Origin of the sequence: Providencia sp. PROV223 (assembly GCF_028479245.1) — a bacterium.
In the GTDB taxonomy this organism is placed as follows: Bacteria; Pseudomonadota; Gammaproteobacteria; order Enterobacterales; family Enterobacteriaceae; genus Providencia; species Providencia rettgeri.
Genome location: NZ_JAMPNG010000018.1, coordinates 1 through 25,732, shown reverse-complemented (window position 1 = coordinate 25,732; position 25,732 = coordinate 1). Strand labels below are relative to the sequence as shown.

The window sequence follows — 25,732 nt, the reverse complement described above, 5'->3', positions numbered from 1 at the left end:
ATGAGGTAAGTATGAGTATTCAATTTAATGATAAAATACCTGATTTACAGTTGATTACCGCACGTTCGAAGGATGTTGGTGGGCTTCCTGTTGCACGAGTTTTGCCTACAAGGGAGCGTAGGTTAATAGGAGCTTGGTGTTTTCTTGACCACGCGGGCCCGACGGTTTTTAAAGGCGACTCAGAGGGAATGAAGGTATCACCTCATCCTCATACTGCTTTACAAACATTCACTTGGATGATTGAAGGTGAAGTATTGCATCGAGATAGCCTTGGCTATGAACAGGTTATTCGACCAGGGCAGGTTAATTTAATGACAGCAGGTTATGGGATCAGTCATTCTGAAGATACCTATGGAGAGAGCCGCCAGTTACATGCTGTGCAACTGTGGATTGCTTTACCCGAAGCAGTTAAAGATATTTCCCCACGCTTTGACCATTATCCTACATTACCTCGTTGGGCTGAAGGCGAGATCCATTTCCATTTATTAGTTGGGGAATATGGCACTTATAAAGCACCAACATTGACATTTTCACCGTTGATCGGGCTTGATATTATTGCGAAGAAAACAGCCCGACAAGTTTTAACTTTACGACCTGAATTTGAATACGGTATTTTTGCCATAAGTGGAAGTGCTACTATTGAAGGACAGCAAATTAAGAGTAATGAATTAGTTTATTTAGGCAAAAATATAACAGAAACTTCTATAGAGCTAGCTTCAGATAGCCACATTTTATTACTTGGTGGTGAGCCTTTAAATGAGTCAGTACTAATGTGGTGGAATTTTATTGGTCGAACTAAAGCCGATATTCATGCCGCAGTTGAGGAATGGAACCAAGGAAACCCACGTTTTGGTCGTGTTTTTAACGATGAGCGCGAGCCAACACCAGCTCCAATTATGCCATAATCAATTTAAGTAACTCCTTTGTTATTATTTTATAAAAAAGGAGTTACAGCCATTGCTATTCTCTATTATTTTTTCATATTTATATTTGTCTTTAGCCGAAAATGGCTTTGGATTTAATTTAAGACTCATTTTTATACTCATATTATGGGTTCATAACCTGACTTTTATCGAAAAACTGATAATATGTATACAAAAGGCTATTTTTAAGTCAAAGCAAGCCGTAGCTGTTAGAGGTGGACGATAGAAATGAGTAAAAAATACCCATTGGGAATCGTTTTTTTAAGTTTATTCCCTATTTCTTTTGTATCATTAGCGTTTCAAGAACAGCAATATAACCCAGTCGTGTTTAATCTGGCTCAACTTTATGATTTCAATCCTGTTAGAGGTGCTGTTAAGCAAATAAAATCAGTTGTTTATAATGAAGATAAATCAATTAATTATGAATCAATGTTAAAAATTGGCTAGGATGGCTGTGTGGAAAGTTTTACTTTTGATCAAAAGAAAGATGAGTATTTAAATGGTGCTCATAACTATCTTTTTGTAAAACGAGTTAAAAATAAATTGATTGGTAGGGATGTTAGTGGTCCTGTCGAAATGGTGATAGGTGATAACTGTCAAATAATATCTAAAAAAGATTCAAATGGTGAATTAATCTACCAATATAACAAAGATGGCATTATTGCTGGCTCATTGCTTGCTGACACGAAAAAACAATATAGCAAAAATGATTATAATGAATTTAAACTTCCAACAACGATAAAATATTTTAAAGATAATGCACTCATCTCAGAGACTATAGTCACTTATGGGAAAGATATGAGTAAGCCGTTTGATCATACAATGGATATCCGTGCATTGGGACAAACGATATTATTAGTCAATTCTAAGTGCGATTATAATACTAAAAATATTGCCTATAAATGCAACTTTACTTTAAATCTTAATTCGAATGGTAATAATATTAAATTACTAAAAAATAGCATTACTGAAGTCGATTTTTATTAAATATAGGAGATGTTTAATGGCTATTTCTGCAAGAAATCAACTTACAGGTGTTGTTGAGTCGGTTGTTATCGGCTCAGTAAATGATGAAATTATTTTAAATTTAGGTAATGGAGAAAGCATTGCTGCAATCATCACTAAAAACAGCACTAAACAGTTAGGGTTAGAAAAAGGTAAACAAGTAGTTGCGGTGATTAAAGCACCTTGGGTTGTTCTTGTTTCTGATGCACAAGAGTACCAATTTTCAGCACGTAACCAATTCGATGGCAAAGTAGAGTCTATTGAAAAAGGCAGTGTAAACTCAGTCGTTAATGTAAAAACGGATGCAGGAACATTATTATCAGCAGTAGTAACGAATAACAGTACAATTGAAATGGGGTTAGCAGTGAACAGTAAAGTAACTGCCATAGTTAAAGCCTCTTCGGTTATTTTAGCAACCAAAAAGTAATGGTGTTCTTATTTTATAAAAAGCGGCCATTGTAAATGAAGTGGCCGCCTTTTCTATTTCCGACATGAAATTAAGAGCTGACTAGTATCTAATATCTTAATTTTCTTGCCTTTTTTTTCAATCAATTTATCACTGACAAGTTTAGATAGTGTTCGATTTAATTGCCTAACGGAGACTCCTAGCATTGCGGCTAAAGAGTCACGCTTTTCTAATTGAAAACTTTCTCCATTCTGCTTTTCAGCAAAAGTAAGATAGCGTCTTAATTTATATTCAACTGAATATGATGCACTGGAGTGTAACTGTGATGTGTTATAAAGCTTTTTACTAAGGTGCTGACAGATAAATTGCAAAAATAATGGTGAGTAAATTTCTTTTTTTCGGATCATAGATAAAGGTAGCGCAAGTAAGTCTGCATCTGTAACTGCTTGGATCGTATTATAGATACAGTCATTTTCAAGATTGCTTTGAAGAAGTTCTAAATCACCAATTATAGAAAATGTATTTTCAAATGAAAAAATGACTTTGCAACCGTTAGTTTCATAACGTTCAATTTGCAGTTTCCCGTTAACAAGGAAGTAAAGGTGACTGATTTGGCTATCTTGAAATATTAAATATTCTTTGGCCTTTATGTGGATAAGTTTTGTATTTTTGAGAGTTTCGTCAGAAATGATTTTATCAAGTTGATGATGAGTAATAAATTCTGCACGCTTTATTGTAGAGTTTATTGCTTTCATTGTTATAACCATTTTTCGCTTGAAATTATACTTAAATCATACTCGTTTTTTTCATTTAAAAAAGGACATATGTCCTTTTTTAAATGGTAATAACCTTGCTAGCTTATTAAAAAATAACTCGCAGGATATTAACATGAAAGTCCCTTTAAAACCGTCAAGCGTATTTACTAAAAGCATAAAAGCAGCAATTAACATAATGCCAAAAGTTGAACTACACGTACATTTAGATACATGTTTAAGTTTTTCTTATGTTAAACAAACCATTCCAATACTAACGTTTAATGAGTTTAAACAAGGCTTTATTGCACCAGAAAGATGCGAAGATCTTGGCGATTTTCTACGTTGCATTGAACCGCAACTTAATATATTACAGACAAAATCTGCTATTGGGCTAGCAGTTGATGATTTGTTTGAGCAATTAAAAATGGATAATGTAATTTATACAGAAATTCGGTTTGCTCCTTTATTACATACTCAACATGGTCTTTCAAGCCGAGAGGTTGTCGATATAACATTAGATGCGATGAATTCGGCAGTTGTAAAGTACGAAATAGAAGCTGGCTTGATTTTGTGTACTTTGAGGCATTTTACTGCCTCTCAAAGTCTTGAAACGGCAAAATTAGTTGTAGAATATCAATCTCGTGGTGTTGTAGCACTAGATTTAGCTGCCGATGAGGCTCGCTTTTCATTAGACAATCATGAAATTGCATTTAACTATGTCAGAGAGCATGGCGGCAATGTTATCGCACATGCTGGAGAGGCTTTAGGCTATGAAAGTGTGATTGAAACATTAGATAAATTAAAAGTTTCTCGTATAGGACATGGGGTTAGAAGTATTGAAAATTCAAATACGATTGAAAAGCTCAAAGCGTTAAATGTATTACTTGAAGTTTGCCCAAGTTGCAATTTGGTGTGCAATGTCTTTGATAGTATCGAAAACCACCCTATTAATAAGTTGAAACAGCAGGGCGTTAAATTAAGCATAAATACAGATGCGCGAACAGTTGCGGATGTAACATTAAATAAAGAGTACCAATTATTGCATGATATATTTGGTTGGAGTATTGCTGACTTTACTGAGTGTAATGTAAATGCATTACTGGCGAGTTTTATTGCAGAAGAAAAAAGAGCATTGTTAATGAAAAAGCTACTAAATTAATAGAGTTGATAGAAAAAGAAGGAGGTCTTTATCCTCCTTCGCTATTGTGGTTAATTATATGTAATACCATGCAAACTCCAATGATGAGTAATCTCTCTAATGATTAATAAAAAAGCACTGAATTCGCTATTTGTCGGCAATTGTGTTGAATGAATGGGGCTGCCATTAATCACATCGACCAATTCATTAAAAGCGTCTTCAATCTGCGATGTCGTGATAAAGTTACCATTAATATGCCTACTTTCTATCAGTAAATTTAATTTGTTATCATGACTAAAAAGCAATATTTCTCCTGTAGGGAGCTGTTTTTTTATCGGAATAATTGCATTTTCGATATGTTCAATTGCCATTTCAGCTTCATAAGCTGTAATAGGGGAATGCTGAAACGTAAAGCCATTAAAATTCTTAATGCCAATAGGTAAAATTATTTTATCCGATAGGTAAGATAAAATGGCTTCATTGTCTTGAATATCCAATTGAATATGATTTTTCATTGTGGCCTCATTCATATATGATGATTTCATCATGCTACGCTGGTTAGTATTATCTGTATAGTAAATCCATTAATGTGAATGAATTGTTAATATGTTGCACAACATGGTAATGAGTATAAATTGAAAATTCCCATCTCATGACGTGCTAAAATTCAGCCTTTTCTCGTCAGGGAAAATAAGATGTAATGAAACGATAAAATTGATTGTATTATATTTTGAAGTTACACTATTTTTGCAATATAACAACATGATTAAAGTTAGAAAAGTGTTTTCTAATTTATAGAATAATAAAAGTTAAATTCTAACTTCGAGTTATGATATAAATAGATGAGTTAAAATTATCTATTTATAACAGGGTGAGCTTATGTCAGAAATAAGAATTGTTGCAACAGTAATTGCAAAAGATAATGAAGTTGATTTTGTGAAAGCAGCAACTAAATCAATTGTTGAGCCAAGCAATAAGGATGAAGGTTGTCTTCAGTATGAATTACATCAAGACAATGCTAATCCAAACATTTTTATTTTCTTTGAGATTTGGAAGGACCAAAAATCATTAGATAAACATAATGGAACACAACATTTGAAAGATTTCATTGAGAAGATAGAAGATAAAATTGATTCATTAGATGTGAAATTAATAAGCAAAATTGCATAATATTAATTAATAATGGCTAAATAACAAAAAGGAATACAAATGTATTCCTTTTTAATTTGATTACCCGAAAATTTCGGTGAGATGTGTTTTGTAATCGTTAATATATTTTTTAATATTGGGTTCTTTGATCACGTCGTTTACCATAAAGGTTGGGAATTTTTTCAATCCGAGAAATTGTTGTGATTTATGAAAGGCAAAATAGACACCATCGACACCTCGACCATCAAAAAAATTATCAAACTCATCAAATGCATCAAGAGGGGCATTCCAAGTCACCGAAAGCATATATTTTCTTCCATGAAGTAGGCCTCCAGTACCATATTGTTTGCTTGGATCTTGGCGAGTACGACCATCGCTTGTATATAAATGACCATGACCGAGGGTATAAACCTCGTCCATATATTTTTTTACCATCCAAGGCATCATCATCCACCAACCAGGCATTTGGTAAATAATCGTATCGGCCCAAAGAAATTTTTTAACTTCATTATCGATATCGTAGCCCGACTCGATATGGGTTTCTTGCATAGTGTGCCCTAACTCATTTAGCGTGGTTTTGGCTACATCATGTAATGTACGATTAAGCTGGCCTACCGAGTGAGCAAATGTTTGTCCGCCATTGAGAAGAAGAATTTTCATTTGTATTGCCTTATTCGTTAATTGCTAAGTTATATTTAGGCTAACAAACTAAAATAAAGATAAAAAGTAGAGTAATAAAACAGAGTTTGTTACTTTAATGGATTTATTGTCTATATTTATGATTTGATTAGGTGAAGTTTAGTCAAATATCACTATAAAGACTATTTTTATAGTTAAAACTATTAATAATAGAGATTATTGATTTTTTAGCAAAAGTCTATTGAGCTTACGGCTATTTTTCTCTGCATTATCCCATCGTATTCTTTGTCGTATTCAAATTGTCGCAGTAATTATGGGTTAGTTCGTAGCGAATGAACATGGACTATCCAGATAATTACCCGTGAAGCTTAATGTAAAAAATTTAAGAAAGGTAACATAATGACGATTCCTGTAATTGGTGTGGGTACATTCCGTTTAAAAGATGATGTCGTGATTGCTTCAGTAAAAAATGCATTAGATGTTGGGTACCGCGCTGTTGATACAGCACAAATTTATGAGAATGAAGCTGCGGTTGGGCAGGCTATTGCAGAAAGTGGCGTTGAGCGCAGCGAGCTTTATATCACAACAAAAATTTGGATTGAGAATTTAAGTAAAGATAAACTTATCCCAAGTCTTAAACAAAGTTTAAGTGATTTGCAAATGGATTATGTGGACTTAACACTAGTGCATTGGCCATCTCCAAATGATGCGGTTTCTGTTGAAGAGTTCATGCAAGCATTATTGGAAGCCAAAAAACAAGGGTTAACACGTGAAATTGGTATTTCTAATTTCACTATTCCATTAATGGAAAAAGCAATCGCGGCAGTCGGTGTTGAAAATATTGCGACAAACCAAATAGAGCTTTCACCTTATCTGCAAAACAAAAAAGTTGTAGAGTGGGCAAAACAACATAATATCCATATTACCTCTTATATGACATTAGCGTATGGCAAAGCATTAAAGGATGAGGTTATTGCGAGTATTGCACAGAAACACAATGCAACATCCGCTCAGGTTATTTTAGCGTGGGCGATTGGTGAAGGGTATTCTGTTATTCCATCATCAACAAAACGTGAAAATTTATTAAGTAACTTGCAAGCAACTCAATTACAGTTAGATAGTGACGATAAAGCGGCGATTGCAGCATTAGATTGTAATGACCGCTTAGTTAGCCCAGAAGGTTTAGCGCCAAACTGGGACTAATTGATTATTCTATATGCTCAGAGGCTAGGATTTGTTATGGCCTCTGAATTTCTGCAAGATATTGAGTTAAGCTATCAATAAAAACCCGAATACGCTGGCTGACAACGCGGTCACTGTAATATACGGCATGGAACGGTAAAGGAACAGGCTGCAATTCATCCTTTAATACTTCGACAAATTGGCCATTTTGAATATATTTATTCACCATAAAGTCAGACAAACATGCAATCCCATTTCCAGCTAAACAAAGCTGTCTTAGTGTCTCCCCGCTATTTGATGATATCCCTGCAGTAACTTCCATTAGTTGCCCATCAATGCCTTTAACTGGCCACATATTTAATGATGCAGGTTCAGTAAAGGTCAGGCATGTATGATGCAAAAGATCTTGAGGAGATTTAGGCTCATCATGTTGTTCCAGATAATTTGGCGACGCAATAATCTTGCGATAACTCTTAAATAATGGGCGAGCACGTAAGCTGGAGTCGGTGAGATGCCCTGCCCGAATAGCAACATCAACTTTCCGTTCAATTAAATTAACAAAGGTTTCCGATGAAACTAACGACAAGTGAATGTCTGGATATTGTTTGCGAAAAATAGCAACAAAAGGAATTAATATATGCAATACAATCGGCGTTGCTGCATCAATTCGTAATAGGCCTTTTGGAGAGCTTTGTGTGTCATATAATTCATCTTCTGCCGCTTGCATTTCTTGCAAGATAATTTTCATGCGTTGAAAATAAATTTCGCCCTCTGCAGTTAGGTCAATTTGCCTGGTGGTACGGTTAAGTAAATTGACCCCCAGTTTTTCTTCCAATTTTTTGACGATTCGGCTCACTGCTGAATTTGCTAAATTAAGTTTATCAGCCGCTTTACTAAAGCTTTTTTGTTCTACCACTTCTATAAATACACGGGCTTCTTCAGATGTTGCTCTCATAATAATTTTATTAGCCAATAAGATGATAGAAAAGGTGACTATTATAGTAACAGCAATAGGTCTTAAAATTTAAACTAAAAGTTTAAGAGAATGGAGTTTTATTAGCTTAAAAGCTAATCATATTGAATCATAACCTATCGCTTTTCTTAAAAGAATTTTTAGTGCTTCAGTGTAATTTTCCTTGTGAATTGCATGTTTCGCTAATTAGCACGATAAAAGCCTTAGCCTTTACTAGGGACGTGTTTTCTCCTTGATTGAGTTAGTGGATGCTTCCTTGGATGATTGCGCTGCAGAATGTATTTTTTGTCTTACCGATTGCAAGACGTATTTCACTGATATTAGTGAAAACCACATAACAGTGTTGATGAAATTTGCTAATATCAAGGTGAAATTTATGGGGACTATTTTGAATGGGTTTTTATGTCGATAAAAATTATTGCTTTATTCTTTATCACTGCGTTGGCTGAAATTGCAGGCTGTTACTTTCCTTATCTTTGGATGAAAAAGCAAGGTGGGGCTTGGCTATTGATCCCTGCGGCGTTAAGTTTAATGCTATTTGTCTGGTTATTGACATTGCATCCGGAAGCAAGTGGCCGAATTTATGCTACTTATGGCGGGATATATATTGCCACCGCATTAGTTTGGCTGAAAGTGGTTGATGGTGTGTCTCTTACCGTGACTGACTGGGTAGGTGCTCTAGTTGTGCTCCTTGGAGCAGGGATCATAATTAGTGGTTGGAAATAGACGATAGTGTTATCACGTCACCTTGAAAAAAAATATTTGTTTATTTTAAGGTGACGTGGCATTTAAGGCGATCACAAAATGATTCCTTTATGTTTATTTCATCAGATAAATACTAAATCTATATTTAAATTAAATTTAAAATTTATTTTTTCTAAGAAATAGACGTATTCTCTTTTACGAAATGTTAATTGAAATGGAATTTAACTAAAATAGTTTAAATGTAACATTTGATCTAAATCAATTTAACAATAAATACTCTATTGGTAGTAATTTTAATTGATGTTTAACTACTCAGTTAATATTAATTAAACTTTTATTTTCACTTTCATTGATTTTAGGCAATATCTAATCATATTAGGCTGCTATTCTCTCACCGATTTATACAAAAAATATAAAGAGGTAGCAATGAACGTTAGTCGCAGAAAGTTTTTTAAAATCTGCGCTGGCGGGATGGCAGGTACAACTGTAGCTGCGTTAGGTTTTATGCCTGGAATGGCAATAGCTAATGTACGTGAATATAAATTACTTCGCTCTAAAGAGACGCGTAATACTTGTACCTACTGTTCTGTCGGTTGTGGATTACTAATATATAGCATGGGCGATGGCGCCATGAATGCTAAATCCGCGATATTCCATGTCGAAGGTGACTCAGACCACCCGGTAAACCGTGGTGCTTTATGCCCTAAAGGGGCTGGTCTGCTCGATTATATCCAAAGCGAAAATCGTTTACGTTATCCTGAATATAGAGCACCAGGCTCTGATAAATGGGAGCGCATTAGTTGGGATGATGCCTTCACACGCATTGCACGCTTAATGAAAGATGACCGCGATGCGAATTTCATCGAAAAAAATGCTGAAGGAACAACAGTAAACCGTTGGTTATCAACAGGGATGCTTTGCGCATCAGCTGCCAGTAACGAAACGGGAATGTTGACACAAAAATTCGCCAGATCGCTAGGAATGCTAGCGGTTGACAACCAAGCGCGTGTCTGACACGGACCAACGGTAGCAAGTCTTGCTCCAACATTTGGTCGCGGTGCGATGACCAACCACTGGGTTGATATCAAAAATGCCGATGTTGTCGTCGTTATGGGCGGTAATGCTGCGGAAGCACACCCTGTTGGGTTCCGTTGGGCAATTGAAGCGAAAAATAATAATGATGCCACACTGATTGTCATAGACCCGCGTTTTACGCGTACCGCATCAGTTGCTGACCATTATGTCCCAATTCGTTCAGGTACCGATATTACCTTTTTATCGGGCGTTTTACTGTACCTGATTGAAAATCAAAAAATCAATGCTGAATATGTTCAGAACTATACCAATGCATCATTGATTGTTAGAGATGATTTTGACTTTAACGATGGCTTATTTAGTGGCTATGACGCTGATAAGCGTAGTTATGACAAAACCAGTTGGAACTATAAGTTTGATGAAAATGGTCACGCATTACGCGATGACACTTTACAAGACCCACGTTGCGTGTGGAATTTACTTCACAAACACGTATCACGCTATACGCCTGATATTGTTGAGCAAATTTGTGGAACACCAAAAGCAGACTTCTTGAAGGTTTGTGAAATTTTAGCCACAACAAGCGCGGCAGATAAAGCCGGGACTTTCCTGTATGCGTTAGGTTGGACACAACATACTGTTGGTGCACAAAATATTCGTACCATGGCCATGATCCAGTTACTGCTAGGTAACATGGGGGTTGCTGGTGGTGGCGTGAACGCGTTACGTGGGCACTCGAATATTCAAGGCTTAACAGATTTAGGGTTACTATCAACCAGTTTACCGGGTTACTTGACACTACCTTCTGAAAAACATCAGAACATTGATAGCTACCTTACTGCGAATACGCCAAAAGCGACATTGCCAAATCAGGTAAATTTCTGGAGCAACTATCCTAAGTTCTTTGTGAGTTTGATGAAGTCTTTCTATGGGGATTCCGCTCAAGCTGAGAACCAATGGGGTTATGACTGGTTACCTAAATGGGACCAAGCTTATGATGTGATGAAGTATTTTGACATGATGAGCAAAGACCAAGTGACTGGCTATATCTGTCAAGGGTTTAACCCAGTAGCGTCATTCCCTGATAAAAATAAAGTGGTTAGCTGCCTTAGTAAGTTGAAATACCTGATTGTTGTCGACCCGTTAGTCACTGAAACGGCTAATTTCTGGCAAAATCATGGTGAGATGAATGACGTTGATACAGCTTCGATTCAAACCGAAGTGTTCCGTTTACCATCCACTTGTTTTGCGGAAGAAGATGGTTCGATAGCCAACTCAGGCCGTTGGTTACAATGGCACTGGCAAGCGGCAGATGCTCCAGGTGAAGCGCGTAATGATGGCCAAATATTGACCGGTATTCTGTATAAAATCCGTGAACTGTATGAGAAAGAAGGCGGCCAAGGCCAAGATCCTCTGATGCAAATGAAATGGAATTATAAACAACAATTCCATCCGGAATCAGAAGAAGTGGCGAAAGAAAACAACGGTGTTGCACTGGTTGATCTTTATGATGCCGATGGCAATTTACAAGCGAAAAAAGGCGAACTACTCAGCTCATTTGCTTTATTGCGTGCAGATGGTTCAACGGCATCTTCTTGCTGGATTTACACTGGTAGCTGGACTGAGAAAGGCAACCAGATGGCAAATCGTGATAATAGCGACCCATCCGGTATCGGTAATACACTTGGTTGGGCATGGGCATGGCCTCTGAACCGCCGTGTGATTTATAACCGTGCTTCTTGTGACACCCAAGGTAAACCGTGGAATAAAGACCGCGTGCTTATCGAGTGGAATGGTAAAAAATGGGTCGGTAATGATATTCCTGACTTCAATGCTTCTGCTCCTGAAGTCGGAACTGGGCCATTCATCATGCAACCAGAAGGTTTAGGTCGTTTATTTGCTATCGATAAGATGGCTGAAGGGCCATTCCCTGAGCACTATGAGCCATTTGAAACACCACTTGGCACTAACCCGTTGCACCCGAATGTGGTTTCTAACCCAGCGGCGCGGATTTTTGATGAAGACAAGAAACGTCTTGGCGACCACAAAGATTTCCCTTATGTCGGAACCACATACCGTTTAACAGAGCATTTCCATACGTGGACTAAGCATGCTCGCTTGAACGCAATTGCTCAGCCTGAGCAATTTGTTGAGATCAGCGAAACATTAGCAAAAGCCAAAGGAATTGCGTTAGGCGATAAGGTCAAAGTCAGCAGTAAACGTGGGTTTATCAAGGCTGTTGCAGTTGTCACTCCTAGATTACAAACGCTGATGGTGGATGGCAAACCAATTGAAACAGTTGGACTACCTATTCACTGGGGCTTTGAAGGCGCGACTCAAAAAGGGTTTATCACCAATACGTTAACGCCGTCTGTCGGCGATGCTAACTCTCAGACACCTGAGTATAAGGCATTCTTAGTTAACATTGAGAAGGCGTAAGGGAGGGAACATGTCCATGCAATCTCAAGACATTATTAAACGTTCCGCGACCAATAGCATTACGCCTCCGCCACAAGCGCGTGATGATAAGCTTGAAGTCTGTAAGCTCATTGATGTGTCATCTTGTATCGGCTGTAAAGCTTGTCAAGTGGCATGTTCTGAGTGGAACGATATCCGTGACGAAGTTGGTCATTGCGTTGGGGTTTATGATAACCCAACGGATTTAAGCGCAAAATCGTGGACGGTGATGCGTTTTAGCGAAACCACTGAAATGGGTAAGCTAGAATGGTTGATCCGTAAAGATGGCTGTATGCACTGTACCGACCCTGGATGTTTGAAATCTTGCCCATCAGCTGGAGCAATCATTCAGTACGCAAATGGTATTGTGGATTTCCAATCAGAGCACTGTATTGGTTGTGGTTATTGTATCGCGGGTTGCCCATTCAACATTCCTCGATTAAACCCGAAAGACAATCGAGTGTACAAGTGTACCTTGTGCGTTGATAGGGTGAGTGTTGGTCAAGAGCCAGCATGTGTGAAAACTTGTCCAACGGGGGCTATCCGTTTCGGCACGAAAAAAGAGATGTTGGAATACGGTGCAGAGCGCGTAACTAAATTGCAAAATCGGGGGTATGTGCAAGCGGGAATTTATGATCCTGAAGGTGTGGGTGGTACGCATGTTGTTTATGTGCTTCACCATGCTGACAAACCTGAACTGTATCATGGCCTGCCTAAAGACCCACAAATTGATACGCCAATTAATCTGTGGCAGGGCATCTTGAAACCACTTTCTGTCGTTGGATTTATCGCGACCTTTGCAGGGTTGATTTTCCACTATGTGGGAATTGGTCCAAACAAAGAAGTGAGTGATGAAGAGGAGAAAGATGACCATGAGTAAGAAAAGCAAAATGATTGTGCGGACAAAGTTTATTGACCGCGCGTGTCACTGGACGGTTGTCATCAGCTTCTTCTTGGTTGCTTTGTCGGGGATCGCATTATTTTTCCCAACATTGAAATGGTTGACGGAAACCTTTGGTACGCCGCAAATGGGACGGATTTTACATCCCTTCTTTGGTGTGTTGATTTTCGTTGTGCTGATGTTTATGTTTGTTCGCTTTGTGAAACACAATATTCCAGATAAGAAAGACTTACCTTGGATTAAAAATATTGTCGAAGTATTGAAGGGTAATGAACATGAAGTGGCTGATGTAGGTAAATATAACGCCGGTCAAAAAATGATGTTCTGGAGCATCATGAGCCTGATTTTTGTGCTCTTGATAACTGGTATTATCATTTGGCGCCCTTATTTTGCACATTTATTCCCAATGTGGGTTGTGCGGTGGGGGTTGTTGATTCATGCCGTTGCTGCGATTGTATTGATCCATGCCATTTTAATTCATATGTACATGGCATTCTGGGTTAAAGGTTCAATCAACGGAATGATCGAAGGGAAAGTTAGCCGCCGTTGGGCGCGAAAACATCACCCTCGTTGGTACCGTGACGTAGAAGCGAAAGAAGCCAAAGCCGAAGCTGAAAGTAAAAAATAATTTACGCAGTAGGTGCTAAATAACATTAAGCCATCACATTGTGATGGCTTTTTTGTGGGTATTTGGGCTTATATGGTTTCTTATTGATGAGATTTGTTTAAAAAGTCACTGGCCTTGATGCGATACAACACATGCTCTTGCAACCAATGGCCATCAGGGAGTGCTGGGTGATAAAAGTTATTTAGTTGTTTTATCATTCCTAGTCTTTTCATTACGGATTCTGATGGTGAATTAACCACTGCCGTAAATGCAACCAGTTCGGGCAGATTTAGTTTATCAAAAGCGTATTCGATGACACGACTCGCTCCTTCAGTGGCATAGCCGTGGTGCCAATATTCCGGTAACAGACGCCAACTTAATTCGATACAAGGGGAAAAAGGTAAATTAGAGGCGGGAATATTTAAACCAATAAACCCAATGAATTGTCTATTGGATTTTAATTCAACAGCCCATAATCCCCATCCTCCTTGTTGAGCAAATTTATCTATGATGGCTTGCATAAATTGTGCATTTTGCTGCTCATTAAGCACAGAAGGAAAATAATGCATGACATCGGGATGGCTATTCATTTGGTAAAATGACTGTTTATCTTCTTCTTGCCACCCACGTAGCCGTAAACGCGTTGTTTCTAATTCAATGATTTTCATAACTACTTCTTATCAAGACGCATATGAAGAATAGGGAATGGATTACCTTCGCCGTCTAATTCAGAACGTGCATATTGTGTAAAACCCATATGTTGATAGAACCCGATAGCTTGAGGATTTTGTTCGTTAACATCCAACTCAGTAATGCCTAAGGTATCAATGGCATATTGAAGCAGTTTTTTCCCTGTACCTTGGCCTCTACTTTCTTGGGAAATAAACAACATTTCAAGACGGTGTTTATCGCACCCTAGAAAACCAGTCATATTGCCTGCGCTATTGAATGTGACAAAAACAGCTAAATGCGGTAAATAAATCTCTTTGATTGCAATTTTTAGTTCAGCAATTTTTTCTTCAGTTAAAAAATAGTGAGTTGCTCTCACTGAAGACTCCCAAACACGAATAATATCATCATCGTGTGCACGTGTTGCGCTTTGGACTATCATTATATTATCTCCGTGTATTGACTGGAAAATCTTAACTGCTGGTTTTCTTATGTCAACCGCTTGCTTTAAATTTACCTTAAGATTATTTTTGAGATATTTATCGCAGAAAAAAAAGTCAACTTCGTCATTATTAGATAAGTTGCGGTGTGATTTTTCGCTAAGTTCTTTATATAGCGATGAACGTATTTTTCTTTGTTGCTTTAATTGTAGGGGTATATTAATGAAATATAAATTGCTAACTCTCTGTTTGTCTACGGCATTATTAACACCTATTGCACCTGTATTAGCGAGTACAGATAGCAAAACAGATATGGCTTTAGATCAAGTTTTAGTCCTTAGCCGCCATAATTTACGTACACCTATCGTAAATACCGGTATTCTTACTGAAGTAACTGATAAAAAATGGCCTGCATGGGATGCACAAAGTGGTTATCTCACCACTAAAGGCGGCGCACTTGAAGTCTACATGGGGCATTATTTTAGGGAGTGGATCGACCAAAATAAATTACTTGCAGATGAACTGTGTCCAACAAGTAATGAGGATGTATATCTTTATACAAATAGTCTCCAAAGAACGATAGCAACTGCCCAATTCTTTGCTGCAGGCGCATTTCCAGGATGCAAGGTAAGTATTCATCATCAGCCTGAAATTGGTAAAATGGACCCTGTTTTTAACCCAATTATTACCAATGCCTCCCCTGAATTTAAACAGCAGGCACTCGCTGAGATGGAACAATATTTTAAAGGGTTATCACTGACTGCGGGTTATGACGAATTAGATAGTGTTCTGAATATTAAAGATTCTCAGAAATGTAAAACAGACAAATTATGTAATTTAAATAGCCAAAAAAACAGCTTTATTATTGAAGCCGAAAAAGAACCGGGCGTCAGTGGCCCATTAAAAATTGCGAATTCAGCGGTGGATGCGATAGACCTTCAATATTATGAAGGTTTTCCTGCAAATGAAGTGGCTTGGGGGCTTGTGAATACCCCTGAAAAATGGAAAAAACTGAATACGCTAAAAAATGCTTACCAAGAAACGTTATTTACGCCAAAAATCATTGCAAAAAATGTCGCACATCCAATACTCAATTATATCGATAAAGGCTTTGTTTCGGTCGATAAAGGAGAAACAGCAAAATTTATATTCTTAGTCGGTCATGACTCGAATATTGCGTCACTCATGTCAGCAATGGATTTTAAACCGTATCAATTACCAGAGCAGTATGAACATACCCCGATTGGAGGTAAATTAGTGTTCCAACGCTGGACAGATAAGCAAGCGAATAAAGATTTTATGAAAGTCGAATATGTTTACCAAACTGCAGATCAGCTTAGGGATAATACGTATTTATCATTACAAACACCGCCTAAACATGTCACATTAGAGCTAAAAGGGTGTCCAATTGATAAAAGCGGCTATTGTTCTTGGGAAGATTTTCAAAAAGTCATGGCGACAGCCTTAGAACAGTAATCACGGTATATTGATGCCCTACAAACTTGAGCGGGGCATCATTTTTTGGGAAGATAGCCAAATTATATATTGGGTTTATTAATATCTTATGTGGACAAAATAGTCACTATGCCTATTCAGTTTTTTCAGCTAAATCAAATTGCTACCGCAGATCTTATCGCATTAAATACTCATCCAGCTGTACTTGAACATATGCCTCTAGGCAGCAGCCATTTCGATGAACAGGCCTGCCAGCAGTGGGTCTCAGGAAAAGAGCTGCATTGGGAGCAACATGGCTATGGAGTATGGGCCATTATGATTGATGACCAATTTGCTGGCTGGGGAGGGTTACAAAATGAAGCGGGTGATGCAGATTTAGCTTTAGTGTTACATCCTAAGTTTTGGGGAAAGGGAAAATCTATTGTTAAGAATATTATTAATAAAGCTTTTACATCACTGAAGGTTGAGTCAGTTACAATACATTTACCGTTAACACGCAAGAAAGTATCCGCGATTTTACGTTATGGTTTTACTGAAGAACGCATTGTTGATTTTGATGGTATTCCTTTTAAACGCTTTAGATTAAGCCATTCATCAGTTTTATAGCATAAAAAAACCCCGCTAAAAAAGCAGGGCGTGAAAATCACGAAAATGTTTATGAGCCTTTAATTTACCCTAAATGAACACATAAATAGCCCTATAAAGTGTATGTCTTTGCTGTTTTTTGTAACAATCATTAAGGCTAAACCTTTTGTTTGTAAAATGTGTTTGCTTAAGCTCCAAATAGCACTTTAGTCTTTATTATCTAACCACTAATACACTAGTTTTTGCATAACGAACTACTGAGGCGGCATTAGAACCCAGCAAATAGGTTGACATACTCGGGCGGCGTGAACCTAATAGAATAATATCGGCGTTGATATCTTCTGCGGTTGCCAAAATTTCGTCTTTAACAGAACCAACGGTTGCTTTCGCCTTTATTTTATCTGCAGGGATATCAAATAGTTTAATTTTTTCTTTTAATTCTGTAAGGATAATTTCAGCTTGTTTTTCGTCGTCAGGGAAGTCTCCTGGTAAGATGGTGCCACCATAGCGTAAATAGTTTGAAATTGGTGCGGTTACGGCAAGAAAGTGCACTGTTGCATCATTCAATTTTTGTAGCGAATTAACATGAGGAACTAATAAGTTAGTGAGAGCATCTTCGGTTACATCGATCGGAACTAAGATTGTATTGTACATAATATCTCCCTTTCTCTTTTATATTATAAGTTTAGAACAATATCATACATTGTGAAATTGATTATTAATAGTAATGAATTTATTGGTGGAAGGGTGTGAGCAAGTAGCCGTAATAAGATTTTTCATCAAAAAAAGAGGGGAGCCTGATGCCATTATAATGAATAACATCAGGTAAAATGCAGGAAATATTGGGGTAGATTTATTTTTTTACGCAAGCTTCTTTTAAGCCAGCTTTGCAGGCTTGAGCTAGATATTCAGCTGCAGATTTTTCATTGATTTCAATTCCTTCACCACTTTCTAGCATTTTACCGACTTGGTATTGTGCGGGTGGAAATTTTTTATCAGCAGATTTTTTGAACCACTCAAAAGCCGTAATATAATTTTGTTTTACACCAATACCTTGATAGTAAAACTGGCCCATATAATTTTGGGCTTCAACATTGCCTTTATTGGCTGATTTTTCGAATAGATCCATGGCTGTTTCAAGGTTGGCCTCAACCCCATTACCATTTAAATACATGTCCCCTAAAAACAACTGAGCATCAGAATTGCCCTTATTCGATGCCATCGTTAACCATTTTTTTGCTTTACCATAGTCCTGTTTAAGCTCGTTCCCAAGGTAATAGCCAATTCCTAACATAACTTGCGCTTTTATATCGCCTTTTTGCGCTTCTTGCTCGATACGTTTGATAGTTTCTTTGGGAACTGCAGCGACACTTAGGTTAATTGAAAAGGCACATAAAATAATAAATGAAAGAATTCTAAGCATAATTTGATATCTTATTTTAGCGTTGTTTATTTCTATTTTTAATAAAATGTCTCAATGAGATTTATTACCAACAAAGTATATTACATAAAGAAAAGTTTACATCAAAATACGTAATATAAAATAAGCTATAAGCCTGAGGGTTTTACGCATTTTTAGAGTTATTGGTATCATCTATACTCTACGATTTTAATTTAAAAATATCAATATATAATAAAAATATACAATATATTAGGGTATGGGATTTCCTATCTTTTAGCCACGTTATGTGTTTGTTGTAACAAGATATTAATAAGAAAAATGATTAAGAAGTCATACCAGGAAGATGAAAAGATAAGGGAATGGAATATTAATTGATATTTTAAGTGTGGTTTAAGGCGTTAGGGTGATTATTTTATAAAAACATTTAATACGAATAAATTTTCGATATAAAACACATCAGAAGTGAGAAAAGTGAATTAAATAAGGGCGGGCTGATGTGTTATTAGAAAGGTGTGAATTAAAATTTACAGAATTCGCACCTTTAGCAATATAAAAAAAACCTTTATGTTGATGGCTTAAAAAAGTTTATGACTCAAATAGTGGGGTAGGTTTGCCATTGTCATCAATTGCAACAAAATTAAACTGGCCATGTATCACTTCTTCACGACCTTCTGAATACATATCTTCTAAAAAAATCGATACATTGACCGTCAAACTGGTTCTTCCAACTCGAATGACTTTACCCACCAACTCAACAATGGTTCCTGAAGGGATTGGATGAGTAAAATTAATTTTTTCAGTGGAGACCGTAATAAGGCGCTTACGGCTAAAACGTGTTGCGGTAATAAAAGAAACTTCATCCATCCAAGCGAGAGCAGTACCGCCAAATAGGGTGCTGTGGTGGTTAGTTGTTGTTGGAAATACCACTTTAGAGACGCGAGAAATGGATTGCTCAATTTTTTGTGTGATGACATCGTCAGCGATGGAACTCATGGTCTACCTTACAATTGTTACTTAGTATGCTAGTAATTGTTAAAAGCAATAATGTTAAAAGCTAAGTGTAATACTCATTTCAAACTAATTCAGCAATAAATGTGAAGTGAATCGTTCCGGCAGGGAAATTTTTGAGAATGTCAGCTGTAGATAAAATCAGAAGAGGGAATATTAAAGGCCCAGAGTTCAAATTATGAGCTTTTAAATTCTAATGAGGCATGGAATTAATTATCTAAATACTCTGCACTCATACGAACAGCTTTTGCGATAGAACCATCTAAAACAGGGGCTGCAATTTGTGGTTTGTTGTTATCAGCAATCATGTCCTCTAATTGCCCTACGGTGTAACTTTTTTCAGCGAAAGCTGTGGCACTTAACAGTGAAATTGCTATTGCCAATAGTGATTTATTCATAATCACTCCATTTGATTTAAGTTTCGAATACTAAGCAATAGAGCCACAATAGGTAATAAAAAAACCCTTCATATTGAAGGGTTTTTTGTGAGCAAATTTTACAAACAAGTATTAACTAAATCTGTATAGACTAAATGGTTTCACATTCAGTGAGGGTTCTTTGCCTAATAACAAGTCAGCGGTGAGCTCGGAAGAAACAGGACTTTCTGTCATTCCCCAGCCTGTCGCAGTATTGATAACTAGACCTGGGTATTCATTGACTTGAGAAATGATTGGGTGCTCATCTGGTGCGATGGCCATAGCACCACTCCATTGGTCAATCAATTTAGAATCCTTAAATGCAGGGAATTCTGTTTTTAATTTTTCAAATGATGCATTCAGCTCAGGCAAGTCAGGTAATGCAGTCATATTTCTGTGTTTTTCGAATGGTGAAACTTCATCCATTTTCCAGCTTGTTGGTTCAGTAAATGAATTAATTAACTGTTCATTTAATGAAATATGGACAGGGAAATCTGGCATCGACAGCAGTGGAATGTATTTGTAGCCATAGACGAAGGAATCTTTAACAACCGGAGCAACAATCACGCGAGGAGATGTTGCGTAGGTACCATCCGCTTGTTCACGGAAGAAAATATTGCCTGGTAAAGCAACGTTACCACCTGGTGCAGTTGGTGAACCGGTGATCAGTTGCTGAGATTGATAAGCTGGTAATGTTGGGACATCAACGCCTAAGTTTTGCATAAACAGTCTTGACCAGACTCCACCTGCAACAACAACACGCGAGGTTTTAATAGGCCCTTTCTCGGTGACGACATCAGAAATAACGCCTGCTTGTGTTTCTAAGCCTCTAGCAGCACAGTTAGTGTAAATTTTGATACCTAATTTTTTCGCGTAATCTGCCATGACGAAGGTCGCAATTTCAGCATCTAAGCTACCGGAGTCTTCTTCAAAACCTGCGATAGTCCATTTAGATTGTGCACCATTTAAGCGCTGGTTGAGTTCTGCGCCTTCAATGATGCGTGTTTTGAATGGAATATCTGAACCGACGTTTTTACTGCGAGTATCAATCCATTCTCTAACATTAACAAGATCTTCTTCATCGAACGGTACTTCAACGCGCCCTTGAGTACGATAGCTTGTATCTGCACCGACTTTCGCGTTCATCTCTCTCCAACGTTGTTTGCCTAAGTGGTGGAGTAAGAAGGTTTCATCTGGCATTTTATAAGTGATGACTTGGCCATAGAAGCGGGATGATTGTTCGCCTGCAATATTACCTTTTTCAACAATAACAACATCTAAACCGCGCCCAACCAGCTCAATTGCTGTCATAATTCCTAGAATTCCAGCACCAATAACAACGACGTCAGCTTGCTGTGGTAGAGGACCTTCTGTTCCTGCGACAAAACCATGTCGCGGTTTACCAGGAACAAATCGACCTTCACGAGTTAACATTGGAGTTAAAATTCCGGCCCCTGCAGCAACGGCAACAACGCCACCACCAATCAAAAATTTTCTTCTAGTAATAGCCATCTTATAAAGTTCCTTATATCGAATGAGTTTTTCACTATTGACCAAAGCTTCAATTAGAAATATTTATAATTGTAATTATATCTTTAATAATGATTATGATTGTAAACTAAATTGAGTTGGAATTAAAATTTTTAGTTAAATGTTAAAAAAATTTTTTTCTAATATGAAATGGGCGCCAATATTTCAAGAAAAATAATGGCGCTGGCGGAATTGAAGTAGGAGAAACAGGCAGGAAAAAATGGCTTTTATTCTAGTTTATTGATTTATAAAACTTAAATTAGGATTTGGCCTGTTAGAAACAAAACGGCGTTACCTGTTAGTTTTACTCGACCAGAGGCTAGCTCGCAATGAACTACTCCTCCGCGTGATGATATTTGATGGCCAACTAACTGCACTTTATTTAGCCGATTTGCCCATATTGGTGTAATAGCACAATGTGAAGTGCCTGTTACAGGATCTTCATCAACCCCTTTTGCAGGGGCAAAATAACGAGAAACAAAGTCATAATCGCTATTAGCACTTTCTGCTGTAATTGTTAATCCAGGTAGAGAAAGCTGTGAAAGCTTTAGCATATCCGGCTGGCAGTTTTGAACGAGTTCTGCACCTTCAAGAAAACACAGGTAACGGTCTTTCGCTATCCAAAGCTCTTTGATTTTGATTCCAAGGATGTCAGCGAGGTGTGGGTATTGGTCTGGATGACTTTGTACAGATTCAATAATTGGAAAATCGAGTGTAAATCCTTGGGCATTTTGTGTCACAACCAACTCACCTGATAAAGAGCTAAATGTTAAAGGATGAATGTTTTGTTGGAGCACATGGTTTAACACAAAGGCTGCGGCAAGTGTTGCATGACCACATAATTTTACTTCGACTTTAGGGGTGAACCATCGAATATGGCGGCCGACTAAAAATGCGGTTTCTGACAAGTTAATTTCTGCGGCAATTGCAATTAGCTGTTCATCTGATAACCAATTATCGAGTAATACAACCGCTGCGGGATTACCGTGAAAAAGGGTATCTGTAAAAGCATCAACATAGTAAATGGGAGCAGAAAGGCTCATTATAGGGTTTCCAAGAGTCATTATGGGATGATGAAAGGCCAGTATAACGCCTATTTTATGAAATATAATAGGCAAATTATTAATAGGCTAATGAAGCTGGGGGGAGATCCGGTAGCGCGTGGGTTGCTACCGGATAAAAGACAATTAATCCGTGTTATTAAGCATTTGCTTCATTTTTGTCTGCATTTTTGAGCATTTTCCTGACAGGGATAATCAACGCTGCCAATACGACCGCACAGATGACCAGCGCAATAGAGACATGGGAGAATAGCTCAGGCATTGAATCCAATTGGTCTTTACGGATGTTACCACCCATGATACCTGCGGCAAGGTTACCCAACGCACTCGCACAGAACCATAACCCCATCACTTGACCACGCATTTTTTGTGGTGCGAGCAAAGTCATTGTTGCCAAGCCGATAGGGCTCAAGCACAGTTCTCCTAATGTCAGTAATAAGATACTGCCAACTAGCCAGAAAGGGGAAACGCCACTTTGTGTTGCAAGCACTTGGTTTGCTGCCACCATCATGATAGCAAAGCCACCTGCAGCAAATAAGATACCAATCACGAACTTGGTCATGCTGCTTGGGTTCATATTACGTTTAGCCAGAGAAGGCCAGAACCAGCTAAATACTGGGGCTAACAATATAATGAACAACGCATTAATTGATTGGAACCAAATGGTTGGGATTTCAAAACTGCCCATTTGGCGGTCAGTATAGTCGCGAGCAAAGATATTAAATGAAGTCGGTTTTTGCTCAAAAGCGGACCAGAAGAATGCGGCTGCAATCAGTAAAATTAAGCAAGCCAGTAAGCGAGAACGCTCGCTACTGTTTAAACCGCCAAGGAAGAACATAAATAAGAAATAGATGCCCACACAGGTCGAGATAACATAAGCAGAGCTTTTCGCGATGATTGAGGCATTAAATGGAATCGTACCATTATCAATCAAGACAACCAGTATGGCCAATAATACCATGGCAAAGGTTACCCATTTCCCCACGTTTTTGCGCTCAACTGTTGGGCGGTTCCATGTGGAATCAAGGCCAACTTCTTTATCATAGCGGCGCATTTGAGGAATGGCGTAAAAACGGAAAATTAACAGGGCAATTAGCATTCCTAAGCCACCAAGGCCAAAACCTAAATGCCAGCCATATTTTTCATGAAGTGGACCAATAATTAACGGGGCAATAAATGAACCCATGTTAATACCCATATAGAACAGAGAGAAACCGCCATCACGACGTGTATCTTCTTTCTTATACAGCGTTCCTACCATCACAGTAATACAGGTTTTAAATAACCCTGTACCTAATACGATGAGTAATAAACCAACGAAAAAGAAGGTATTTGATAAAAAGGCAGACATTGCGATGGATAAATGGCCAAACGCAATAATTAATGAGCCGTACCAAACCGCGCGGCGCTGGCCTAACCAGTTATCGGCTAACCAACCACCCGGCAACGAGGTGATATAAACCCCACCAGCGAAAATACCGACAATAGCGGAAGCTTGTTCAATAGGTAATTCCATTCCACCTTGTAATAATGCCGCACTCATAAATAGAATAAGTAACGGTCTAACTCCGTAAAAAGAGAAGCGTTCCCACATTTCTGTGAGGAAAAGCGAACTCAATGGGTATGGATGCCCAAAAAAAGTTTTTGTTTTAGTCGCAGAATTGTTCATCTGTGAACTCCCATAAATACTCTCTTGAGAGGTTGTGCATGATATAAAACACCAAGCCGTGCGCTTGAATGTCAATTGTTATTGATATGTTAACACAAGCGTGTGAAACATATTTTTAACATACATTATTATAGAATCACCTATATACAGAATGAATTTATTGTAAAAGGTGTGCTTTTAAGGTGAAAAGTCGATATAACTCTCATTTCTCACGATAAGCTAGGGGAAGATACAGGATTTTAGTTGACAATAAAAGAAAGAATTTTGAATCGATTAAATTGTTTAAAATCAATTACTTGAGGTTGTAAAATTTTAATTTTAAGCAAAGTGAGACAATAAAGCGTATAAATCATCAGGTTTTTGTACAAAAAATAGCAAGGGGGTTATTGGTCGGACGGGGAAGCGCGTAGACCATCGGATTGGCGCCGGATAACTAACCATGAATAAATTAAGTTGAAGAGAACTAACGCCGCAGTGAAAAAGAATACGGCTCTGAAACCATAGGTGGCAGCGACAAAGGAGCCCATTAAAGGCCCTGTCACGTTTCCAACATCGCGTAATGCTTGGTTATAGCTGAAAATACGCCCAGTCACTTGGTGAGAAATATTATAGATAATTAACGTTTGTACCGCAGGTAATAGTGCAGCATTTAGTGCCCCAAGCATAAATCGGAGAAAGCCTAACTCCCAATAACTACTTACCAACCCCATTGGGAATAATACAAAAATAGATGCGCCCAGCACGGCGAGTAAAACTTTTTCAGGGCCTATTCGGTCACTGAGTTTACCTAACATGGGCGCACTGATTAAAGCCGCAACACCGGGAATGGAGGCTATTACACCACTGACAAAGGCGAGGTTTTCTAAAGAATCAGATAGATCCCGAACATAGAGGGTGATCACGGGGTTGATTGACCCCATCGCAGCTTGAATGATCATCGTGGTGAAAAACAAGCTAATGACTAAATTCTTATTGCGTAGTGAGGCAAATACTTGCTTGCTGGACAATGCATCTTTGCGCGAAACCGGCGTGAAGCGTTCTCTAACATAAAAGAGCGTGACAAAAAAGCAAATAAACAGCACCGTTGCTGTAATAAAAAAGACGGGGCGTAAGCCATATTGGTCAGCAAGAAAACCGCCGATTAATGGGCCAATAAGTGCGCCACTGACCGCACCAGTCGCAAGGACGCCCATAGCCCAGCCGCTTTTTTTCACGGGAATTTGAGTTGCAATCAACGCGTTAGCATTAGGAACAAAGCCACCCAATAAACCTAATATGGCTCTTAAGGCTAATAATTGCCAAATATTCTGCGCAAAGCCGATTAACACCATGACAATCGCCATGCCCAGCGCGGATCGCAATAGCATTAATTTTCGCCCTTTGCGATCGGATAATCTCCCCCAAAATGGAGCGGCAATGGCAGAAAATAAAAAGGTGATACTAAAAACGGCACCAGTCCATAAATTCAACGAAGCATGGTCTTTGACACCAAGTTCTTCAATATATAACGGGAGAAAAGGCATGATCAGGCTAAAGGCGGCACCTGTTAAAAAACAGCCGAACCACACGACGTATAGGTTACGTTTCCAATACTCTGTTTTTCCCGTCATAATTTTCCCGTT

27 protein-coding genes are annotated in these 25,732 nt (G+C 38.1%); 13 read left to right on the top strand and 14 right to left on the bottom strand.

Annotation, left to right across the window (positions count from 1 at the left end):
• The first annotated feature begins 11 nt into the window (after nucleotides 1-11).
• From PR767_RS17245 to PR767_RS17230, 4 genes are all read left to right on the top strand, one after another.
• Nucleotides 12-905: a pirin family protein gene (locus tag PR767_RS17245; protein ID WP_272520672.1), complete on the top strand. Its 894-nt coding sequence runs from the start codon at nucleotides 12-14 to the stop codon at nucleotides 903-905.
• 246 nt (nucleotides 906-1,151) lie between these two features.
• Entirely contained in the window at nucleotides 1,152-1,370 is a 219-nt protein-coding gene (locus PR767_RS17240; RefSeq protein WP_272520671.1) for a hypothetical protein, read from the top strand.
• 9 nt (nucleotides 1,371-1,379) lie between these two features.
• On the top strand, nucleotides 1,380-1,910 hold the full coding sequence (locus PR767_RS17235) for a hypothetical protein (protein ID WP_272520669.1): 531 nt from the start codon (nucleotides 1,380-1,382) through the stop codon (nucleotides 1,908-1,910).
• A 16-nt stretch (nucleotides 1,911-1,926) separates the two neighbouring features.
• Nucleotides 1,927-2,355, top strand: a complete 429-nt coding sequence (locus tag PR767_RS17230; protein ID WP_109911076.1) for a TOBE domain-containing protein — start codon at nucleotides 1,927-1,929, stop codon at nucleotides 2,353-2,355.
• A 53-nt stretch (nucleotides 2,356-2,408) separates the two neighbouring features.
• On the opposite strand, the gene PR767_RS17225 is transcribed toward PR767_RS17230, so the two are convergent.
• Nucleotides 2,409-3,089: a helix-turn-helix domain-containing protein gene (locus PR767_RS17225; protein WP_272520668.1), complete on the bottom strand. Its 681-nt coding sequence runs from the start codon at nucleotides 3,087-3,089 to the stop codon at nucleotides 2,409-2,411.
• 133 nt (nucleotides 3,090-3,222) lie between these two features.
• Here PR767_RS17225 and add point away from each other — a divergent pair, with 133 nt between their 5' ends.
• A complete protein-coding gene (add, locus tag PR767_RS17220) occupies nucleotides 3,223-4,248 on the top strand; it encodes an adenosine deaminase (protein ID WP_196719717.1) in 1,026 nt (341 codons plus the stop codon).
• A gap of 50 nt (nucleotides 4,249-4,298) precedes the next feature.
• Here the strand turns inward: add and PR767_RS17215 are convergent, their stop codons facing one another.
• Nucleotides 4,299-4,742 carry a hypothetical protein gene (locus PR767_RS17215; RefSeq protein WP_123382100.1) on the bottom strand — a complete coding sequence of 148 codons (444 nt, stop codon included), beginning with the start codon at nucleotides 4,740-4,742 and terminating at the stop codon, nucleotides 4,299-4,301.
• 364 nt (nucleotides 4,743-5,106) lie between these two features.
• Between PR767_RS17215 and PR767_RS17210 the strand changes: the two genes are divergently transcribed.
• Nucleotides 5,107-5,397, top strand: coding sequence for a putative quinol monooxygenase (locus PR767_RS17210; protein ID WP_004909705.1), 291 nt, complete (start codon nucleotides 5,107-5,109; stop codon nucleotides 5,395-5,397).
• A 60-nt stretch (nucleotides 5,398-5,457) separates the two neighbouring features.
• Here the strand turns inward: PR767_RS17210 and PR767_RS17205 are convergent, their stop codons facing one another.
• Complete coding sequence (locus PR767_RS17205) at nucleotides 5,458-6,036, bottom strand: NAD(P)H-dependent oxidoreductase (protein WP_272520667.1); 579 nt, start codon at nucleotides 6,034-6,036, stop codon at nucleotides 5,458-5,460.
• Between the two features lie 378 nt (nucleotides 6,037-6,414).
• Here PR767_RS17205 and dkgB point away from each other — a divergent pair, with 378 nt between their 5' ends.
• Nucleotides 6,415-7,218: a 2,5-didehydrogluconate reductase DkgB gene (gene dkgB, locus PR767_RS17200; RefSeq protein WP_109911079.1), complete on the top strand. Its 804-nt coding sequence runs from the start codon at nucleotides 6,415-6,417 to the stop codon at nucleotides 7,216-7,218.
• 34 nt (nucleotides 7,219-7,252) lie between these two features.
• Here the strand turns inward: dkgB and yafC are convergent, their stop codons facing one another.
• Nucleotides 7,253-8,152 carry a DNA-binding transcriptional regulator YafC gene (gene yafC, locus PR767_RS17195; protein ID WP_004909711.1) on the bottom strand — a complete coding sequence of 300 codons (900 nt, stop codon included), beginning with the start codon at nucleotides 8,150-8,152 and terminating at the stop codon, nucleotides 7,253-7,255.
• A gap of 420 nt (nucleotides 8,153-8,572) precedes the next feature.
• On the opposite strand from yafC, the gene PR767_RS17190 reads away from it, so the two are divergent.
• From PR767_RS17190 to fdnI, 4 genes are all read left to right on the top strand, one after another.
• A complete protein-coding gene (locus tag PR767_RS17190) occupies nucleotides 8,573-8,896 on the top strand; it encodes a YnfA family protein (protein WP_004909715.1) in 324 nt (107 codons plus the stop codon).
• A 405-nt stretch (nucleotides 8,897-9,301) separates the two neighbouring features.
• The gene (gene fdnG / locus PR767_RS17185; protein WP_117162065.1) at nucleotides 9,302-12,349 is read left to right on the top strand and encodes a formate dehydrogenase-N subunit alpha; all 3,048 of its coding nucleotides are present in this window, start codon (nucleotides 9,302-9,304) and stop codon (nucleotides 12,347-12,349) included.
• 10 nt (nucleotides 12,350-12,359) lie between these two features.
• A complete protein-coding gene (gene fdxH, locus PR767_RS17180; RefSeq protein ID WP_272520666.1) occupies nucleotides 12,360-13,247 on the top strand; it encodes a formate dehydrogenase subunit beta in 888 nt (295 codons plus the stop codon).
• The gene (fdnI, locus tag PR767_RS17175; RefSeq protein ID WP_110732274.1) at nucleotides 13,240-13,896 is read left to right on the top strand and encodes a formate dehydrogenase-N subunit gamma; all 657 of its coding nucleotides are present in this window, start codon (nucleotides 13,240-13,242) and stop codon (nucleotides 13,894-13,896) included. The genes fdxH and fdnI overlap by 8 nt, the downstream gene beginning before the upstream one ends.
• An 80-nt stretch (nucleotides 13,897-13,976) precedes the next feature.
• Here the strand turns inward: fdnI and PR767_RS17170 are convergent, their stop codons facing one another.
• The gene (locus PR767_RS17170) at nucleotides 13,977-14,543 is read right to left on the bottom strand and encodes a GNAT family N-acetyltransferase (RefSeq protein WP_272520665.1); all 567 of its coding nucleotides are present in this window, start codon (nucleotides 14,541-14,543) and stop codon (nucleotides 13,977-13,979) included.
• A 2-nt stretch (nucleotides 14,544-14,545) separates the two neighbouring features.
• The gene (locus PR767_RS17165) at nucleotides 14,546-14,986 is read right to left on the bottom strand and encodes a GNAT family N-acetyltransferase (protein ID WP_272520664.1); all 441 of its coding nucleotides are present in this window, start codon (nucleotides 14,984-14,986) and stop codon (nucleotides 14,546-14,548) included.
• 220 nt (nucleotides 14,987-15,206) lie between these two features.
• On the opposite strand from PR767_RS17165, the gene agp reads away from it, so the two are divergent.
• On the top strand, nucleotides 15,207-16,460 hold the full coding sequence (gene agp, locus PR767_RS17160; RefSeq protein WP_272520663.1) for a bifunctional glucose-1-phosphatase/inositol phosphatase: 1,254 nt from the start codon (nucleotides 15,207-15,209) through the stop codon (nucleotides 16,458-16,460).
• 108 nt (nucleotides 16,461-16,568) lie between these two features.
• A complete protein-coding gene (locus tag PR767_RS17155; RefSeq protein ID WP_109911082.1) occupies nucleotides 16,569-17,045 on the top strand; it encodes a GNAT family N-acetyltransferase in 477 nt (158 codons plus the stop codon).
• Between the two features lie 195 nt (nucleotides 17,046-17,240).
• On the opposite strand, the gene PR767_RS17150 is transcribed toward PR767_RS17155, so the two are convergent.
• The 8 genes from PR767_RS17150 to mdtG form a co-directional block, all read right to left on the bottom strand.
• Complete coding sequence (locus tag PR767_RS17150; protein ID WP_004909739.1) at nucleotides 17,241-17,678, bottom strand: universal stress protein; 438 nt, start codon at nucleotides 17,676-17,678, stop codon at nucleotides 17,241-17,243.
• 199 nt (nucleotides 17,679-17,877) lie between these two features.
• Nucleotides 17,878-18,447, bottom strand: a complete 570-nt coding sequence (locus PR767_RS17145; protein WP_004255883.1) for a tetratricopeptide repeat protein — start codon at nucleotides 18,445-18,447, stop codon at nucleotides 17,878-17,880.
• A gap of 564 nt (nucleotides 18,448-19,011) precedes the next feature.
• Nucleotides 19,012-19,419 carry an acyl-CoA thioesterase gene (locus PR767_RS17140; RefSeq protein ID WP_272520662.1) on the bottom strand — a complete coding sequence of 136 codons (408 nt, stop codon included), beginning with the start codon at nucleotides 19,417-19,419 and terminating at the stop codon, nucleotides 19,012-19,014.
• Nucleotides 19,420-19,643: 224 nt separating this feature from the next.
• Nucleotides 19,644-19,832, bottom strand: coding sequence for a hypothetical protein (locus tag PR767_RS17135; protein ID WP_004909749.1), 189 nt, complete (start codon nucleotides 19,830-19,832; stop codon nucleotides 19,644-19,646).
• A gap of 111 nt (nucleotides 19,833-19,943) precedes the next feature.
• The gene (locus tag PR767_RS17130) at nucleotides 19,944-21,362 is read right to left on the bottom strand and encodes an NAD(P)/FAD-dependent oxidoreductase (protein ID WP_004909751.1); all 1,419 of its coding nucleotides are present in this window, start codon (nucleotides 21,360-21,362) and stop codon (nucleotides 19,944-19,946) included.
• 272 nt (nucleotides 21,363-21,634) lie between these two features.
• Nucleotides 21,635-22,423: a PhzF family phenazine biosynthesis protein gene (locus tag PR767_RS17125; RefSeq protein WP_272520661.1), complete on the bottom strand. Its 789-nt coding sequence runs from the start codon at nucleotides 22,421-22,423 to the stop codon at nucleotides 21,635-21,637.
• Nucleotides 22,424-22,580: 157 nt separating this feature from the next.
• Nucleotides 22,581-24,110, bottom strand: coding sequence for a peptide MFS transporter (locus PR767_RS17120; RefSeq protein ID WP_004909757.1), 1,530 nt, complete (start codon nucleotides 24,108-24,110; stop codon nucleotides 22,581-22,583).
• Between the two features lie 383 nt (nucleotides 24,111-24,493).
• Nucleotides 24,494-25,720, bottom strand: a complete 1,227-nt coding sequence (gene mdtG, locus PR767_RS17115; RefSeq protein WP_004909760.1) for a multidrug efflux MFS transporter MdtG — start codon at nucleotides 25,718-25,720, stop codon at nucleotides 24,494-24,496.
• Between the last annotated feature and the right edge of the window lie 12 nt (nucleotides 25,721-25,732).

Excerpts from the sequence above, each read along its gene's own strand:
- PR767_RS17165 (WP_272520664.1), bottom strand. The coding sequence starts at position 14,986 with ATGATAGTCCAAAGCGCAACACGTGCACACGATGATGATATTATTCGT.
- PR767_RS17205 (WP_272520667.1), bottom strand. The coding sequence starts at position 6,036 with ATGAAAATTCTTCTTCTCAATGGCGGACAAACATTTGCTCACTCGGTA.
- fdnI (WP_110732274.1), top strand. The coding sequence starts at position 13,240 with ATGAGTAAGAAAAGCAAAATGATTGTGCGGACAAAGTTTATTGACCGC.
- dkgB (WP_109911079.1), top strand. The coding sequence starts at position 6,415 with ATGACGATTCCTGTAATTGGTGTGGGTACATTCCGTTTAAAAGATGAT.
- PR767_RS17170 (WP_272520665.1), bottom strand. The coding sequence starts at position 14,543 with ATGAAAATCATTGAATTAGAAACAACGCGTTTACGGCTACGTGGGTGG.
- PR767_RS17125 (WP_272520661.1), bottom strand. The coding sequence starts at position 22,423 with ATGAGCCTTTCTGCTCCCATTTACTATGTTGATGCTTTTACAGATACC.
- agp (WP_272520663.1), top strand. The coding sequence starts at position 15,207 with ATGAAATATAAATTGCTAACTCTCTGTTTGTCTACGGCATTATTAACA.
- PR767_RS17240 (WP_272520671.1), top strand. The coding sequence starts at position 1,152 with ATGAGTAAAAAATACCCATTGGGAATCGTTTTTTTAAGTTTATTCCCT.
- PR767_RS17230 (WP_109911076.1), top strand. The coding sequence starts at position 1,927 with ATGGCTATTTCTGCAAGAAATCAACTTACAGGTGTTGTTGAGTCGGTT.
- fdxH (WP_272520666.1), top strand. The coding sequence starts at position 12,360 with ATGTCCATGCAATCTCAAGACATTATTAAACGTTCCGCGACCAATAGC.
- PR767_RS17130 (WP_004909751.1), bottom strand. The coding sequence starts at position 21,362 with ATGGCTATTACTAGAAGAAAATTTTTGATTGGTGGTGGCGTTGTTGCC.
- PR767_RS17210 (WP_004909705.1), top strand. The coding sequence starts at position 5,107 with ATGTCAGAAATAAGAATTGTTGCAACAGTAATTGCAAAAGATAATGAA.
- PR767_RS17150 (WP_004909739.1), bottom strand. The coding sequence starts at position 17,678 with ATGTACAATACAATCTTAGTTCCGATCGATGTAACCGAAGATGCTCTC.
- PR767_RS17245 (WP_272520672.1), top strand. The coding sequence starts at position 12 with ATGAGTATTCAATTTAATGATAAAATACCTGATTTACAGTTGATTACC.
- PR767_RS17140 (WP_272520662.1), bottom strand. The coding sequence starts at position 19,419 with ATGAGTTCCATCGCTGACGATGTCATCACACAAAAAATTGAGCAATCC.
- PR767_RS17155 (WP_109911082.1), top strand. The coding sequence starts at position 16,569 with ATGCCTATTCAGTTTTTTCAGCTAAATCAAATTGCTACCGCAGATCTT.
- PR767_RS17215 (WP_123382100.1), bottom strand. The coding sequence starts at position 4,742 with ATGAAAAATCATATTCAATTGGATATTCAAGACAATGAAGCCATTTTA.
- yafC (WP_004909711.1), bottom strand. The coding sequence starts at position 8,152 with ATGAGAGCAACATCTGAAGAAGCCCGTGTATTTATAGAAGTGGTAGAA.
- PR767_RS17120 (WP_004909757.1), bottom strand. The coding sequence starts at position 24,110 with ATGAACAATTCTGCGACTAAAACAAAAACTTTTTTTGGGCATCCATAC.
- add (WP_196719717.1), top strand. The coding sequence starts at position 3,223 with ATGAAAGTCCCTTTAAAACCGTCAAGCGTATTTACTAAAAGCATAAAA.
- PR767_RS17145 (WP_004255883.1), bottom strand. The coding sequence starts at position 18,447 with ATGCTTAGAATTCTTTCATTTATTATTTTATGTGCCTTTTCAATTAAC.
- mdtG (WP_004909760.1), bottom strand. The coding sequence starts at position 25,720 with ATGACGGGAAAAACAGAGTATTGGAAACGTAACCTATACGTCGTGTGG.
- PR767_RS17225 (WP_272520668.1), bottom strand. The coding sequence starts at position 3,089 with ATGAAAGCAATAAACTCTACAATAAAGCGTGCAGAATTTATTACTCAT.
- PR767_RS17135 (WP_004909749.1), bottom strand. The coding sequence starts at position 19,832 with ATGAATAAATCACTATTGGCAATAGCAATTTCACTGTTAAGTGCCACA.
- PR767_RS17190 (WP_004909715.1), top strand. The coding sequence starts at position 8,573 with ATGTCGATAAAAATTATTGCTTTATTCTTTATCACTGCGTTGGCTGAA.